The following is a 15739-nucleotide window of genomic DNA, read 5'->3' as shown; positions in this document are numbered from 1 at the left end:
CCGCACACGCGGCTGGTTTTGCGATGCAAAACCGCCGTGTTTAGTCCGTGATCTTGGACACCACGCCAGCACCCACAGTCCGGCCACCTTCGCGGATGGCAAAGCGCAGGCCCTGCTCCATCGCGATGGGCGCGATCAGCTCGACGCCGAAGGACACGTTGTCGCCCGGCATCACCATCTCGGTGCCCTCGGCCAGCTGAACCGTGCCGGTCACGTCCGTCGTGCGGAAGTAGAACTGAGGACGGTAGTTGGCGAAGAACGGCGTGTGACGGCCACCCTCTTCCTTGGTCAGGATATAGGCTTCGGCTTCGAACTTGGTGTGCGGCGTCACAGAACCCGGCTTGCACAGAACCTGTCCGCGCTCAACGCCTTCACGGTCGATGCCACGCAGCAGCGCGCCGATGTTGTCGCCCGCTTCACCACGATCCAGCAGCTTGCGGAACATTTCCACGCCCGTGCAGGTCGTCTTCTTGGTGTCGCGGATGCCCACGATCTCGATCTCGTCGCCCACGTTGATCACGCCACGCTCCACACGACCGGTCACAACCGTGCCCCGGCCAGAGATCGAGAACACGTCCTCGACCGGCATCAGGAAAGGCTGATCCACCGCGCGCTCGGGCGTGGGGATGTATTCGTCAACCGCTTCCATCAGCTTGCGGATGGAGTTCTCGCCGATCTCCTCGTCACGGCCTTCCATCGCCGCCAACGCAGAGCCGGGGATGATCGGAATGTCATCGCCGGGGTATTCATACGAAGACAGCAGCTCGCGGATTTCCATTTCCACCAGTTCCAGCAGTTCCTCGTCGTCCACCTGGTCGACCTTGTTCATGTAGACAACCATGTGCGGGATGCCCACCTGGCGGCCCAGCAGGATGTGCTCGCGGGTCTGGGGCATCGGGCCGTCGGCCGCGTTCACCACCAGGATCGCGCCGTCCATCTGTGCGGCACCGGTGATCATGTTCTTGACGTAGTCGGCGTGGCCGGGGCAATCAACGTGCGCGTAGTGGCGCGCCTCGGTCTCGTATTCCACGTGCGCGGTGGAAATGGTGATCCCACGCGCCTTTTCTTCGGGCGCCCCGTCAATCTGGTCATACGCCTGGAAGTCACCGAAGTACTTGGTGATCGCCGCTGTCAACGTCGTCTTGCCGTGGTCAACGTGACCAATCGTGCCGATGTTCACATGCGGTTTCGTGCGTTCAAACTTTGCCTTTGCCATGGTGTTGGCTCCTTTAATTTTGTGCCGGTGCGCATGAATGCGCACCCTACGGGTTGGTGTAGGGTGCGCCTTTACGGCGCACCGTGGTTAAGCGAATTTGGCCTGAATCTCATCCGAGATGTTCTGTGGCACGGCTTCGTAGTGGTCGAACTGCATGGTAAAGTTCGCACGACCCGACGACATCGACCGTAGGGTGTTGATGTAGCCAAACATGTTGGCCAGCGGCACAAACGCATCGATGGCAATCGCATTGCCGCGTGTGTCCTGCCCCTGAACCTGCCCGCGACGGGAGGTCAGGTCACCAATGATGCCACCTGTGTATTCTTCAGGTGTTACCACTTCGACCTTCATGATGGGTTCCAGCAGTTTTGCGCCCGCTTTCTTCATGCCTTCACGCATCCCCATGCGGGCGGCGATTTCGAAGGCCAGTACGGAGCTGTCTACGTCGTGGAACTTACCGTCGATCAGAGCAACCTTGAAGTCGATGACGGGGAAGCCCGCCAAAGGACCGGAGTCCATGACCGAGTTGATGCCCTTTTCAACACCGGGGATGTATTCCTTGGGGATCGCACCACCAACGATGCGGCTCTCGAAGGAATAGCCTTCGCCGGGCTCGGTTGGCATCAGGATCATTTTGACCTCACCAAACTGACCGGAACCACCCGACTGCTTCTTGTGGGTGTAAGTCACTTCGGCTTCGCGTGAAATCGTTTCGCGATAGGCCACCTGAGGCGCACCGATGTTGGCTTCAACCTTGAATTCACGCTTCAGGCGATCGACCAAAATGTCGAGGTGCAGTTCGCCCATGCCTTTCATGATAGTCTGGCCGGATTCAAGGTCAGTTTCCACACGGAAAGACGGGTCTTCTGCCGCCAGACGCTGAAGGCCAATGCCCATTTTCTCCTGGTCGGCCTTTGTCTTCGGCTCAACCGCGATCTCGATCACCGGATCGGGGAAGGTCATCGTTTCCAGAACCACAGGATCATTGACGGCACAGAGCGTGTCACCTGTTGTGGTATCTTTAAGACCCGCCAGCGCGATAATGTCGCCCGCAAACGCTTCCGTGATTTCCTCACGGTCGTTGGAGTGCATCATCATCATCCGGCCCACACGCTCTTTCCGCTCCTTGGTGGAGTTCAAGAGTGTGTCGCCCTTGTTCAGCACACCGGAATAGATCCGTGTGAAGGTCAGGGTTCCGACAAAGGGGTCGTTCATGATTTTGAACGCCAGCGCGGAGAAGGCCATATTATCATCCGCCCGGCGGGCGATGTTACGGGTTTCTTCTTCGTCACCGGGTTTGAAGCCCATGTAATCAACAACATCCAGCGGGCTGGGCAGGTAATCGATCACAGCGTTGAGCAGGGGCTGAACACCCTTGTTCTTGAACGCAGAGCCACACAGAACGGGGATGAATTTGATCGCCAGCGTGCCCTTGCGGATCAGCGAGCGAAGGGTTGGCACGTCGGGCTCATTGCCCTCCAGGTACTCCATCATCACATCGTCGTCCATTTCGACGGCGATTTCGATCATTTTGCCACGCCATTCTTCGGCCTGATCCTTGAGGCTGTCGCGGATCGGCTTTTTGACCCAGGATGCGCCCAGATCTTCGCCTTCCCAAACCCACTCTTCCATGGTCACGAGATCGATCATGCCTTCCAGCTCGGTCTCAGAGCCGATCGGGATCTGGATCGGGCAGGGTGTAGCCCCTGTGCGGTCTTGGATCATATGCACGCAGTTAAAGAAGTCCGCGCCGATCTTGTCCATCTTGTTGACGAACACGATGCGCGGCACCTTGTAGCGATCGGCCTGACGCCAGACCGTTTCTGTCTGCGGCTCAACACCGGCGTTGGCGTCCAGCACGGCAACCGCGCCGTCGAGAACGGCCAGCGAACGCTCGACTTCGATGGTGAAGTCCACGTGGCCGGGGGTGTCGATGATGTTCATGCGGTGCTTGGGCGTGTCTGCGGTGGAGCCGTCTTCGGTGCGCTCCCAGAACGTTGTTGTCGCCGCTGACGTGATGGTGATGCCGCGCTCCTGCTCTTGCTCCATCCAGTCCATGGTGGCCGCACCATCGTGCACCTCACCGATGTTGTGGGATTTGCCTGTGTAATACAGGATACGCTCGGAGCAAGTGGTCTTGCCGGCATCGATGTGGGCCATGATGCCAAAGTTGCGGTAACGGTCGAGTGGATAGTCGCGTGCCATGGGGCTGCTTCCTCAGAGGTCTTTTCAAAAGGGTCAGGGGCCACGCGTATCGCGGCCCCGATCTTTACGTCGGTGTTACCAACGGTAGTGGCTGAACGCCTTGTTGGCGTCGGCCATCTTGTGTGTATCTTCGCGCTTTTTGACGGCGGTACCACGAGACTGGACAGCGTCCAGCAGTTCGCCTGCAAGGCGCTCTTCCATGGTGTTTTCGTTGCGCGAACGAGAGGCTTTGATCAGCCAGCGGATGGCCAGCGCCTCACGGCGCTCGGGGCGCACTTCAACGGGCACCTGATAGGTGGCACCACCGACGCGGCGCGAACGCACTTCGACGGAGGGTTTGATGTTGTCCAGTGCTTCATGGAACACCTCGATGGGGGCGCGCTTGATCTTGTCTTCAACGCGGGTCATCGCGTTGTAGACGATACGCTCGGCGACGGATTTCTTGCCGTCGATCATCAGATTGTTCATGAATTTGGTCAGCACCAGATCACCGTACTTGGCGTCTGGCAGAACTTCGCGTTTTTCAGCGGCGTGGCGGCGTGACATGTCGTTGTCTTCCTCTTGGCTCGGGTGGTGCGCATGAATGCGCACCCTACGGATGGTTGGTAGGGTGCGCATTCATGCGCACCACGGGAACATTACTTGGGACGCTTGGCGCCGTACTTGGAGCGGCGCTGCTTGCGGTCCTTGACGCCTTGCGTATCCAGCACACCGCGCAGGATGTGGTAACGCACACCGGGAAGGTCCTTCACACGGCCGCCGCGGATCAGAACAACGGAGTGTTCCTGCAGGTTGTGGCTTTCGCCCGGGATGTAGGAGATCACCTCGTAGCCGTTGGTCAGACGGACCTTCGCCACTTTCCGCATCGCCGAGTTCGGCTTTTTGGGTGTGGTGGTATAGACACGTGTACAGACGCCGCGCTTTTGCGGGCAGCCTTCCAGGTGCATGGATTTGGATCGTTTGATTTTGGGCTGGCGCGGTTTGCGAATCAGCTGTTGGATCGTTGGCATTCAGACTTCCTCGTCTTGTCTCTCACATAGGTCACACGAGGGCGCCCCCATGCGGTTCGATTTTCAGCGCTTTGCGTTACACAAAGCGAATAGACCGCAATGTTCCCGTACCGAGGTAAACATGGCGGTTGTGCTACAGAGGACCGGACCAGCATTAGGTCGGATCGTGACCACTTTCGTTCTGATTTCAGGCCTGCAGGGAATCCCCGCGACCCGGATGGGCGGCATATAGAAGGTTGCCCACGGGCTGTCAACAGCAGGCGGCGGATGCGTCGCGTTCGCATAGGCGATGCCCTCTTAGCGCGAGTATACGCTTGCCACTTCGCCTCTAGGCAACGCATATTTGCAATCCAGAGCACAGGCAACCAAAGGATCGCAGTTGATGCAGGTAATCGGAATCTGCCGCTTTTCCTACCCCGCCATCGGCGGGTTCCAGATCGAGCATGATCAAATTGCGGACCGTATTGCGCACCTCTACGATGACGCCCGCCTGGAAGAACGCTTTCGCCTGTTCGAGACCGTCGCACTGCCCTGCCTGCGCGCCCAGACCGATCCGCACTTTGGTCTGATCATCGTGATCGGGGACCAGTTTCCGCAGCATTATCGGCACCGGCTGGAAGCTTTGATTGCGGACTTGCCGCAAGCCATCATTCATGCCGAGCCACCACGCAAGCAACGCGAGGTGATGAAGGAAATTTTGAACGAGGCGCGCATCGACAAGGAGGACCCCTGTCTGCAGTTCCGCTTTGATGACGATGACGCGGTGGCCGTAGATTTCGTGGAAAAGCTGCGCGCCGCCGCAAAGATCGGCGCGCCCTTGCTCACCGACAACCGAACCGTGGCCTTTGACTGGAACCGCGGCTACGCCGCCCGGTTTGGCGCTGAGGGGATCGCGGCGACCGAGCTTTACCGCCCCTATTTCGTTGCAGCGCTTGGCATGCTGATCAGAGGCAAGTGCTGGCAGACGATCATGAACTTCGGGCACGAAAAGATCCCCCGGTTCATGCCGACAATGAGCTTTTCAAATCCAGGCATGTATGTGCGCGGGATCAACAGCTCGAACGATTCCCGTCGGGCCACAACGAATGACCCCTTGCTGACACGGCTGGACAGCGCGGAAGAAGCTGCGTTCAAAAATCGCTTTGCCATTGAAGCCGACGAGGTGCGGCGCGTTTTCTCAGCCAGCTAGCTTGCGTTCCCGGTAGAGCGTGAAAAGCCCTGTGGCGACCACGACCCCTGCCCCCGCCATCGTCAGCGCCCCCGGCCAATGGTCAAACACAAACCAACCGATAATCAGCGCCCAGACCAACCCGGTGTAGCGGAATGGTGCCGTGAAAGACACGTCCGCCACGCGCATCACCTGAACCGAAAAGAAATAGCCGCCAAGAATGAAGATTGCTGATCCCGCGATCAAGAGCATCTGAACAGACGTCACCGCAACCCAGTCCGTGCTGAGAGATGCGAGGCCATAAGTCACCATGCCGCCTACCGCTGTTACAAGAGTGACCGTCATCGACGGCACCGACGGCGACAGTCTTCGGGTGATCAAATCGCGGGTTGTGACCAGCACGACGGCGATCAACGCATAGATCGACCAGATCGTGAACCCGTCGGCTCCGGGTTTTACAATCATCAGGACCCCGATAAAACCAATGGCGATTGCTGCCATGCGCTGCCACCCTACGGCTTCGCGCAGGATCAGTGCGGACGCCAGCGTAATCGTCAGCGGCAACGCCTGCAGGATCGCGGTGACATTCGCGAGCGGCATGTGAAAAAGTGCGGTCATAAAGAAGTAAGCCGTCAGCACCTCAGCCCCCGCGCGCAGGCCAATCAACACCCAATCTCGCCTTGAGATATCGAAATGCATCTGCCCCAACCGCCCTTTCAGCGCAACGATGAGGCTGGTGGTCAGCGCCCCACGCAGAAAGAGCAGTTGAAAAAGTGGGATCGCACCCGCAGTGAGCTTCATGAACGTGTCATTCAGAGTGAAGCAGGCCATCGAGGCGATCATCAGCAGCGCGCCGATCATATTGGGGGACATTGGCGCGCCGAAGCTCCGATCAGGGACAGAATGACGATAGGGCCGGCGCTTGAGAGCCGCAATGGTTGTGAAGATCGCACTGCCAAATATTGCTGCCACCGGGCGCCAATCTCATTCCGATCCACTCTGACCGCCCACCCGCAACACGTCTGCATATAGATGAGTGTATCGACATGAAGATTGGCCTTGTCGCTGTGGCTGTGACCGTTCTTGCGACGGCGATGCCTGCTTTTGAAAAGAGCTCCAGGAACAGGGAGCCGGGTCAGGCTGACCGATACGACTGAGCATTGAACTGTCGCGCTGTGCATATTTGCTGATCGTGCACAGATCTGAAAATCCCAGTAGTGCCCCAAAGATAAGAGACCAACGTACCCCCAAACAAAAGCCCCCGCCGCTTCACAGCGGCGGGGGCTTCGTTCACTTATTTAGTCACGGGACGCTTAATCGCGGCTTTCGTCGTCCATGATCACCGTGTCGAACACGTCGCCACCGACTACATCGTCGCTTGGATCGGGTGCTGCGAGTGCTGCTGCGGCCTCGGCCTCTTCGCGGCGTGCTTCGATGACGACGTTGTCGCGGTCCTGCGCCACTTTGCGCATCTGCTGGGTGGCCCCACCAGTGCCCGCAGGGATCAGACGGCCCACAATGACGTTCTCTTTCAGACCGACCAGCTTATCACGCTTGCCCTGAACCGATGCTTCGGTCAGCACGCGCGTGGTTTCCTGGAAGGACGCGGCAGAGATAAAGCTGCGTGTCTGCAGCGACGCCTTGGTGATGCCCAGCAGGATCGGCTCGCCCTTGGCCGGACGCCCGCCCTTGGCGATTGCCTTTTCATTGGCAGTGTCGAATTCCTGCTTGTCGACGTGTTCACCCTTGAGCAGAGTCGTATCCCCGCTCTCCTGGATTTCCCACTTCTGCAGCATCTGGCGCACGATAACCTCAATGTGCTTATCGTTAATCTTAACGCCTTGCAGGCGGTAGACCTCCTGCACCTCGTTGATCATGTAGTCCGCCAAAGCTTCGACACCCATAATGGCAAGGATGTCATGCGGCGCGGGGTTGCCGTCCATGATGTAATCGCCCTTCTGGACAAAATCACCTTCCGCAACCGGAATGTGCTTGCCCTTGGGCACCATGTATTCAACCTTCACATCCGCATCATCAGAGGATTCAATCGCGATGCGACGCTTGTTCTTGTAGTCTTTGCCGAACCGCACATAACCATCGATTTCCGCGATGATGGCGTGATCCTTGGGGCGGCGCGCCTCAAAGAGTTCGGCCACACGCGGCAGACCACCGGTGATGTCCTTGGTTTTGGCACCCTCGCGCGGGATACGCGCGACCACGTCACCGGCCTGAATGTCAGTGCCGTCCTCGACGGACAGAACCGCATCCACGGACATCGCATAGGTGATCGGATTACCGGCGTCGTTACGCACCGGTTCGCCGTCTTCACCCACCAGAATGATCTCGGGCTTAAGCTCGTTGCCCTTGGGGGCAGCGCGCCAGTCGATCACGATCTTCTGTGTCATGCCGGTGGCATCGTCCGTCTCGTCACGCACCGCGATCCCTGACACAAGGTCAACGAACTTGGTCGTACCTGACTTTTCAGCGATGATGGGCAGCGTGTAGGGATCCCATTCGAACAGCTTGTCGCCACGGACCACATCCTGACCATCCTTCACAAACAGCTTGGAGCCGTAACCGATCTTGTGGTTGGCACGTTCCTCGCCATTCTCGCCGGTGATCAGCATCTTCATGTTCCGGCCCATGACCATGATCTCGCCATTGGCGTTCTCAAGGGTTTGAGCGTTCTCGAACACGATCTTGCCTTCCTGAGACGCCTCAAGGAAAGACTGCTGTCCACCCTGGGCAACGCCGCCGATGTGGAAGGTCCGCATCGTCAGCTGTGTGCCGGGCTCACCAATGGATTGCGCCGCGATGATGCCCACCGCTTCGCCTTGGTTCACCAGCGTGCCGCGTGCAAGGTCGCGGCCATAGCACATGGCGCACACGCCCTCTTCCGCTTCACAGGTCAGCGGGCTGCGGATGCGCGCAGACTGAACGCCCGCTTCTTCGATGGCATCCGACAGGCGTTCGTCGATCACGGTTTGCGCAGCTACCAGTACTTCATCGGTCCCAGGCACAAGGATATCTTCTGCCGTAACCCGTCCAAGCAAGCGCTCTGACAGGGAGGCGACAACCTCTCCGTCGTTGACGGCGGCTTCGGCTGTGATCGCAACATCGGTGCCGCAATCGTGCATGCGCACGATGCAGTCCTGTGCCACGTCCACCAGACGACGTGTCAGATAACCGGAGTTCGCTGTTTTAAGCGCCGTATCAGACAGGCCTTTCCGCGCACCGTGGGTCGAGTTGAAGTATTCAAGAACGGTCAGACCTTCCTTGAAGTTCGAGATAATCGGCGTCTCGATGATGTCGCCGTTCGGTTTGGCCATCAGGCCGCGCATACCACCCAGCTGCTTCATCTGAGTGACAGAACCACGCGCACCGGAGTGGGCCATCATATAGACTGAGTTCGGCTCCATCTCAGATCCGTCCTCAGCCCGGTGATCGGCAGAGATCGAGCCCATCATGGCGTCGGTGACCTTGTCGTTACACTTCGACCAGGCATCGACCACCTTGTTGTACTTTTCACCCTGTGTGATCAGGCCATCCATATACTGCTGTTCGAAATCACGGACCTGCTCGCGGGTTTCCTCGACGAGGCCCCACTTGCTGTCGGGGATCAGCATGTCGTCCTTGCCGAAGGAGATGCCGGCCTTGAACGCCTCACGGAAGCCCATGGTCATAATCTGATCGCAGAAGATGACCGATTCCTTCTGACCGCAATAACGATAGACGGTGTCGATGACCTGCTGCACTTCTTTCTTGCGCAACAGACGGTTCACCAGATCGAACGGAGCCTTGGCATTGAGGGGCAGCAATGCGCCAAGACGGACCCGACCGGGTGTCGTCTCGTAACGCTTTGTGATTTCATTGCCTTCGTCGTCGATCTGCTTCATCCGCGCTGTGATCTTCGCGTGCAGATGCACCTCACCGGAGTCCAGCGCGTGCTGCACCTCTTCCTCGGTGCCAAAGATCTTGCCTTCACCTTTCATGCCCTCACGCTCAAGCGTGGTGTAGTACAGCCCCAGGATCATATCCTGCGACGGCACGATGATCGGTGCACCGTTTGCAGGCGACAGCACGTTGTTGGTGGACATCATCAGCACGCGCGCTTCCAACTGGGCCTCAAGGCTCAGCGGAACGTGCACGGCCATCTGGTCACCGTCAAAGTCGGCGTTAAAGGCCGAACACACCAGCGGGTGCAGCTGAATGGCCTTGCCTTCGATCAGCACAGGCTCGAACGCCTGAATGCCGAGACGGTGCAAGGTCGGCGCACGGTTGAGCATGACAGGATGCTCGCGGATGACTTCATCCAGAATATCCCAAACCTCGGGACGTTCCTTTTCGACAAGCTTCTTGGCTTGCTTGACCGTCGAGGACAGACCCTTGGCTTCCAGCCGCGAATAGATGAACGGCTTGAACAGCTCGAGCGCCATCTTTTTCGGCAGACCACACTGGTGCAGTTTCAGTTCCGGACCTGTCACAATCACCGAACGCCCCGAGAAGTCGACGCGCTTGCCCAAAAGGTTCTGACGGAATCGGCCCTGCTTGCCTTTCAGCATGTCGGAAAGCGATTTCAGCGGGCGCTTGTTGGCACCCGTGATCACACGGCCACGACGGCCATTGTCAAAGAGCGCATCCACGGATTCCTGCAGCATCCGCTTTTCGTTGCGGACGATGATGTCAGGCGCGCGCAGCTCAATCAGGCGCTTCAGACGGTTGTTCCGGTTGATCACACGACGATACAGATCGTTAAGATCAGACGTCGCAAAACGGCCGCCGTCCAGCGGCACCAGCGGGCGCAGTTCTGGCGGGATCACGGGGATCACGGTCAGAACCATCCACTCAGGGCGGTTGCCGGATTCCAGGAAGCTTTCAACCACCTTGAGGCGTTTGATGATCTTCTTGGGTTTCAGCTCGCCTGTGGCCTCTTTGAGATCGGCGCGCAGGGTTTCGGCTTCCTGCTCCAGATCAATCTGGGACAGCATCTCGCGAATGGCCTCGGCACCGATGTTGGCAGTGAACGCGTCCATGCCGTAGGCATCCTGCGCGTCCATGAACTCTTCTTCGGTCATCATCTGACCGTAGGTGAGGTCCGTCAAACCGGGTTCGATCACCACGTAGTTCTCGAAATAGAGCACCCGCTCCAGATCGCGCAGGGTCATGTCCAACATCAGTCCGATGCGGGACGGCAGCGATTTAAGGAACCAGATATGCGCAACAGGAGAGGCCAGCTCAATATGGCCCATCCGCTCACGGCGGACCTTTTGCAGCGTGACTTCCACACCGCATTTCTCGCAGACAACGCCGCGATACTTCATGCGCTTGTATTTACCGCACAGACATTCGTAGTCCTTGATGGGGCCAAAGATACGTGCGCAGAACAACCCGTCACGCTCCGGCTTGAACGTGCGGTAGTTGATGGTTTCGGGCTTCTTGATCTCGCCAAAAGACCAAGACAGGATCCGCTCGGGCGATGCCAGAGAGACCTTGATTTCGTCAAACACCTTGGGTGGCGTCAGCGGGTTAAACGGGTTGTTTGTCAGTTCCTGGTTCATTTTCAAATCCTTGAAAGGGGAGCATGGGAAGAAGGTGCGCAATGAATGCACACCCTACGCAGGGTGTGCCCTAGGGGCGCACCCTCACTCGTCTTCCTCCGCATCCAGGAGTTCCATGTTCAGGCCGAGGCCGCGGACTTCCTTGACGAGAACGTTAAAGCTCTCTGGGATGCCCGCTTCGAAGTTATCCTCGCCCTTGACGATGCTTTCGTAGACCTTGGTCCGGCCCGCGACGTCGTCCGACTTCACCGTCAGCATTTCCTGCAGGGTGTATGCAGCGCCGTAAGCTTCGAGCGCCCAGACCTCCATTTCCCCGAAACGCTGTCCGCCGAACTGCGCCTTACCACCCAGCGGCTGCTGCGTGACGAGGGAGTACGGACCGGTGGAACGCGCGTGGATCTTGTCGTCCACCAGGTGGTGCAGTTTCAGCAGATACTTGACGCCAACGGTCACAGGGCGCGCAAACTGCTCACCCGTGCGGCCATCGAACAGGATCGACTGACCGGAGGTGTCAAAGCCCGCACGTGTGAGACTGTCGTTCACGTCTGCTTCCTTGGCACCGTCAAACACCGGCGTCGCAATCGGCACACCGCGTGTGACATTGCCTGCCGCCTCGACCAGCGTTTCCTCGTCCATGCCCTTGATGCCTTCGTCAAAGACATCTTCGCCATAGGCAAGGCTCATCGCCTCGCGCACCGGTGTCAGATCGCCGGAGCGCTTATAATCCTGAAGCGCCTCGTCGATGTTCACACCCAGACCGCGCGCGGCCCAGCCCATGTGAGTCTCAAGGATCTGTCCGACGTTCATGCGCGACGGCACGCCCAGCGGGTTAAGGCAGAAATCGACCGGTGTACCATCCGCGAGGAACGGCATGTCCTCCATCGGTACCACCTTGGAAATCACACCTTTGTTGCCGTGACGCCCGGCCATCTTGTCGCCCGGCTGCAGCTTGCGCTTCACCGCGACAAACACCTTGACCATCTTCATCACACCCGGAGGCAGATCGTCGCCGCGACGGACCTTTTCAACCTTGTCCTCGAAACGTGCATCCAAGGTCCGCTTCTGGATCTCATATTGCTCGTTCAACGCTTCGACGATCTTGGCGTCGTCCTCGTCCTCAAGGGCCAACTGCCACCACTGACCACGTGTCAGCACCTCGTCGAGCACCTCTTCGGTGATCTTGGCGTTTGACTTAACGCCTTTGGGGCCTTTCACGGCAACTTTGCCAAGGATCATCTCGCGCAGACGCGCATAGATGTTGCGGTCAAGGATCGCAAGTTCGTCATCCCGGTCACGGGCCAGACGCTCGACTTCTTCACGCTCGATCTGCAGCGCACGTTCGTCTTTTTCCACGCCGTGGCGGTTAAAGACGCGCACTTCGACAACCGTGCCGAAATCACCCGGCTTCACGCGCAGGGATGTGTCCCGCACGTCGCTGGCTTTCTCACCAAAGATCGCACGGAGCAACTTCTCTTCCGGCGTCATCGGGCTTTCGCCCTTTGGTGTGATCTTGCCCACAAGGATATCACCCGGCTCAACGTCCGCGCCGATATAGACGATGCCCGCCTCATCGAGATTGCGCAGCGCTTCTTCACCAACGTTTGGAATGTCGCGGGTGATCTCTTCCGGACCCAGCTTGGTGTCACGCGCGGCGACTTCGAATTCCTCGATGTGGATCGAGGTGAAGACGTCGTCGCGGGAAACCCGCTCGGAAATCAGGATCGAGTCCTCGTAGTTGTAGCCATTCCACGGCATGAACGCGACGACCACGTTCTTGCCCAAAGCCAGTTCACCCATATCCGTCGACGGACCATCAGCGATCACCTGGCCCTTGCCCACCGTGTCACCCACTTTGACCAGCGGACGCTGGTTGATGCAGGTGTTCTGGTTAGAGCGCTGGAATTTGCGCATGCGGTAGATGTCCACGCCCGCGTCGCCCAGCTCCAGATCCTCGGTGGCCCGGATCACGATCCGGCTGGCATCGACCTGGTCGATGACACCGGCGCGTTTGGCCATGATGGCCGCACCGGAGTCGCGTGCCACGACCTCTTCGATACCTGTGCCAACAAGCGGAGCTTCCGCCTGCAGCAAGGGCACCGCCTGCCGTTGCATGTTGGAGCCCATAAGCGCGCGGTTCGCGTCGTCGTTCTCAAGGAACGGGATCAGCGAGGCAGCGACAGAGACCAGCTGCTTTGGGGATACGTCAATCAGATCGACATGTTCGGAAGGTGCCAGCGTGTATTCACCGGACTGGCGGGTGTTCACGAATTCATTGGTGAACTTTCCGTTCTCGTCGATGGAGGCGTTGGCCTGCGCCACAGTATGACGCATTTCCTCGGTCGCGGACATGTACTGCACTTCGTCCGAGACAACCGCGTTTTCAACCTTGCGGTAGGGCGTCTCGATAAATCCGTACTTGTTCACGCGGGCGAAGGTGGCCAGCGAGTTGATCAGACCAATGTTCGGCCCTTCCGGCGTCTCAATCGGGCACATCCGACCATAGTGGGTGGGATGCACGTCGCGCACCTCAAAACCGGCACGCTCGCGGGTGAGACCGCCCGGGCCAAGCGCTGAAAGGCGGCGCTTGTGCGTCACTTCCGACAGCGGGTTGGTCTGGTCCATGAACTGCGACAGCTGCGAGGAGCCGAAAAATTCGCGCACCGCAGCGGCGGCGGGCTTGGCATTGATCAGGTCCTGCGGCATGACGGTATCGATCTCGACCGATGACATGCGTTCTTTGATCGCACGCTCCATGCGCAGCAGACCAACGCGGTACTGGTTTTCCATCAATTCACCCACGGACCGCACACGACGGTTCCCAAGGTGGTCGATGTCGTCAATGTCGCCACGCCCATCGCGCAGGTCCACCAACGCCTTGATGCAGGCCACGATATCATCGCGGTCCAGCGTGCGCTGTGTGTCTTCCTTGTCGAGGTTGAGGCGCATGTTCATCTTCACCCGGCCAACCGCGCTAAGGTCATACCGCTCGCTGTCGAAGAAGAGTGTGTCAAAGAGCGCAGAGGCCGCTTCGACGGTGGGCGGCTCGCCTGGGCGCATGACACGGTAGATATCCATGAGCGCGGTGTCGCGATTCATGTTCTTGTCGTTGGCCATTGTGTTGCGCATGTACGGACCGACATTGACATTATCGATGTCCAGCAGCGGAATCTCAGTGATCCCGGCGTCGATCAGTTCCTTTGCGGTGCCGCCGATCAGCTCACCGTCCTTGCTGTATTCCAGCGTCAGCTCATCGCCAGCCTCGACGTAGATCGCGCCGGTTTCTTCGTTGATGATGTCTTTGGCGCTGAACTTGCCCACGATATGCTCGAACGGCAGCAGCAGGTCCTTGACCTTGCCGTCGTCGATGATCTGCTTGACCGCACGTGGCGTGACTTTCTTGCCTGCCTCGAACAGCACATCGCCGGATTTGGCATCGACAATATCATACGTGGGGCGTGTACCGCGCACACGGTCAGCGAAGAACGGGGCGACCCAGCCTTTGTTCTTCTTCAGTTTGTAGGTCACCGTCTCGTAATAGGCATCCATGATCGCTTCCTGATCAAGGCCCAGCGCATAAAGCAGCGTGGTGACAGGCAGTTTGCGGCGACGGTCGATGCGCGCGAACACGATGTCCTTGGCGTCGAACTCAAAGTCAAGCCAGGAGCCGCGATAGGGAATGATCCGGCAAGCAAAAAGCAATTTGCCGCTGGAATGCGTCTTGCCCTTGTCATGGTCAAAGAACACGCCCGGGGAGCGGTGCATCTGGCTGACGATCACACGCTCGGTGCCATTCACGATGAACGTCCCATTGGGGGTCATCAGGGGCATGTCGCCCATGAACACGTCCTGTTCCTTGATGTCCTTGACGGATTTCGCACCCGTGTCCTCGTCTACATCAAACACGATCAGGCGCAGCGTCACCTTGAGCGGCGCGCTGTAGGTCATGTCGCGCTGCTGGCATTCCTCGACGTCGTACTTGGGCTTTTCAAGCTCGTACTTGACGTATTCCAGCACGGAGGTTTCGTTGAAGTCCTTGATCGGAAAAACCGACTGGAACACGCCCTGAATGCCGTCGCCATCCGTCGGCTGAGGCTGATCGCCGGAATTCAGGAAAAGATCATAGGAAGACTTCTGTACCTCGATGAGGTTCGGCATATCCAGAACTTCGCGGATTTTGCCATAATATTTACGGAGACGTTTCTGGCCAAGGAACGATTGTGCCATGTGTCGGAACACCTTTTTTGTTTCTCACCGGTCGCGCGCGCAGTCGGGTCCCTGCGCGGGCAGCCATACGGAGACGGCGCGGGTTCAGTCCATTCTCGCCACACGACCCAAAGTGCGGCACTCGACTGCGTCCCTGCCTTGGAAAAGCCCGCGCTGTGGGGCCTTGCCAAGATAGGTCTGTTGCGCAAATGCGGTGCCGCCCCTCAGGTGACTTGTGTCATGTCAGAGGGGGATGCGGACTCCTAAGGCTGCGCGACAGGAAAAGCGGCCTCGAATCGTTCGAAACCGCGTGAGGGGTTCAGATAGGACGGGAAAGGGGGAAGTGCAAGGGGGTGACGGCCCTTGTTTTTGCACGAAG

General features: G+C 58.5%; 8 protein-coding genes. 1 reads left to right on the top strand and 7 read right to left on the bottom strand.

Going from position 1 to position 15739, the window contains the following annotated elements; translation table 11 throughout:
* Positions 1–40: 40 nt before the first annotated feature.
* The 4 genes from tuf to rpsL all read right to left on the bottom strand — a co-directional run bounded on the left by tuf (position 41) and on the right by rpsL (position 4431).
* Positions 41–1216 carry an elongation factor Tu gene (gene tuf / locus H9Q16_RS18730; protein ID WP_191076987.1) on the bottom strand — a complete coding sequence of 392 codons (1176 nt, stop codon included), beginning with the start codon at positions 1214–1216 and terminating at the stop codon, positions 41–43.
* A gap of 87 nt (positions 1217–1303) precedes the next feature.
* Positions 1304–3421, bottom strand: coding sequence for an elongation factor G (gene fusA, locus H9Q16_RS18725; RefSeq protein ID WP_191077003.1), 2118 nt, complete (start codon positions 3419–3421; stop codon positions 1304–1306).
* A 75-nt stretch (positions 3422–3496) separates the two neighbouring features.
* Positions 3497–3967 (bottom strand): 30S ribosomal protein S7, encoded by a 471-nt coding sequence (gene rpsG, locus H9Q16_RS18720; protein ID WP_093917767.1) that lies wholly within the window; start codon positions 3965–3967, stop codon positions 3497–3499.
* Between the two features lie 92 nt (positions 3968–4059).
* The gene (rpsL, locus tag H9Q16_RS18715) at positions 4060–4431 is read right to left on the bottom strand and encodes a 30S ribosomal protein S12 (RefSeq protein ID WP_191077002.1); all 372 of its coding nucleotides are present in this window, start codon (positions 4429–4431) and stop codon (positions 4060–4062) included.
* A 382-nt stretch (positions 4432–4813) separates the two neighbouring features.
* Here rpsL and H9Q16_RS18710 point away from each other — a divergent pair, with 382 nt between their 5' ends.
* Complete coding sequence (locus tag H9Q16_RS18710; protein WP_191077001.1) at positions 4814–5620, top strand: putative rhamnosyl transferase; 807 nt, start codon at positions 4814–4816, stop codon at positions 5618–5620.
* On the opposite strand, the gene H9Q16_RS18705 is transcribed toward H9Q16_RS18710, so the two are convergent.
* From H9Q16_RS18705 to rpoB, 3 genes are all read right to left on the bottom strand, one after another.
* A complete protein-coding gene (locus H9Q16_RS18705) occupies positions 5609–6472 on the bottom strand; it encodes a DMT family transporter (protein ID WP_191077000.1) in 864 nt (287 codons plus the stop codon). The genes H9Q16_RS18710 and H9Q16_RS18705 overlap by 12 nt on opposite strands.
* Positions 6473–6912: 440 nt before the next feature.
* Positions 6913–11157 carry a DNA-directed RNA polymerase subunit beta' gene (rpoC, locus tag H9Q16_RS18700; RefSeq protein ID WP_191076999.1) on the bottom strand — a complete coding sequence of 1415 codons (4245 nt, stop codon included), beginning with the start codon at positions 11155–11157 and terminating at the stop codon, positions 6913–6915.
* An 84-nt stretch (positions 11158–11241) separates the two neighbouring features.
* A complete protein-coding gene (gene rpoB, locus H9Q16_RS18695) occupies positions 11242–15381 on the bottom strand; it encodes a DNA-directed RNA polymerase subunit beta (protein WP_191076998.1) in 4140 nt (1379 codons plus the stop codon).
* Positions 15382–15739: the final 358 nt, after the last annotated feature.

The organism is Sulfitobacter aestuariivivens (assembly GCF_014763045.1).
GTDB classification, from domain to species: Bacteria; Pseudomonadota; Alphaproteobacteria; order Rhodobacterales; family Rhodobacteraceae; genus Sulfitobacter; species Sulfitobacter aestuariivivens.
The sequence above is the reverse complement of the archived record's forward strand: the minus strand, read 5'-3'. Positions and strand labels throughout refer to the sequence as shown.

Coding starts and splice junctions, on each gene's coding strand:
- rpsG (WP_093917767.1), bottom strand. CDS start 3,967: ATGTCACGCCGCCACGCCGCTGAAAAACGCGAAGTTCTGCCAGACGCC.
- rpoB (WP_191076998.1), bottom strand. CDS start 15,381: ATGGCACAATCGTTCCTTGGCCAGAAACGTCTCCGTAAATATTATGGC.
- tuf (WP_191076987.1), bottom strand. CDS start 1,216: ATGGCAAAGGCAAAGTTTGAACGCACGAAACCGCATGTGAACATCGGC.
- rpoC (WP_191076999.1), bottom strand. CDS start 11,157: ATGAACCAGGAACTGACAAACAACCCGTTTAACCCGCTGACGCCACCC.
- H9Q16_RS18710 (WP_191077001.1), top strand. CDS start 4,814: ATGCAGGTAATCGGAATCTGCCGCTTTTCCTACCCCGCCATCGGCGGG.
- fusA (WP_191077003.1), bottom strand. CDS start 3,421: ATGGCACGCGACTATCCACTCGACCGTTACCGCAACTTTGGCATCATG.
- rpsL (WP_191077002.1), bottom strand. CDS start 4,431: ATGCCAACGATCCAACAGCTGATTCGCAAACCGCGCCAGCCCAAAATC.
- H9Q16_RS18705 (WP_191077000.1), bottom strand. CDS start 6,472: ATGTCCCCCAATATGATCGGCGCGCTGCTGATGATCGCCTCGATGGCC.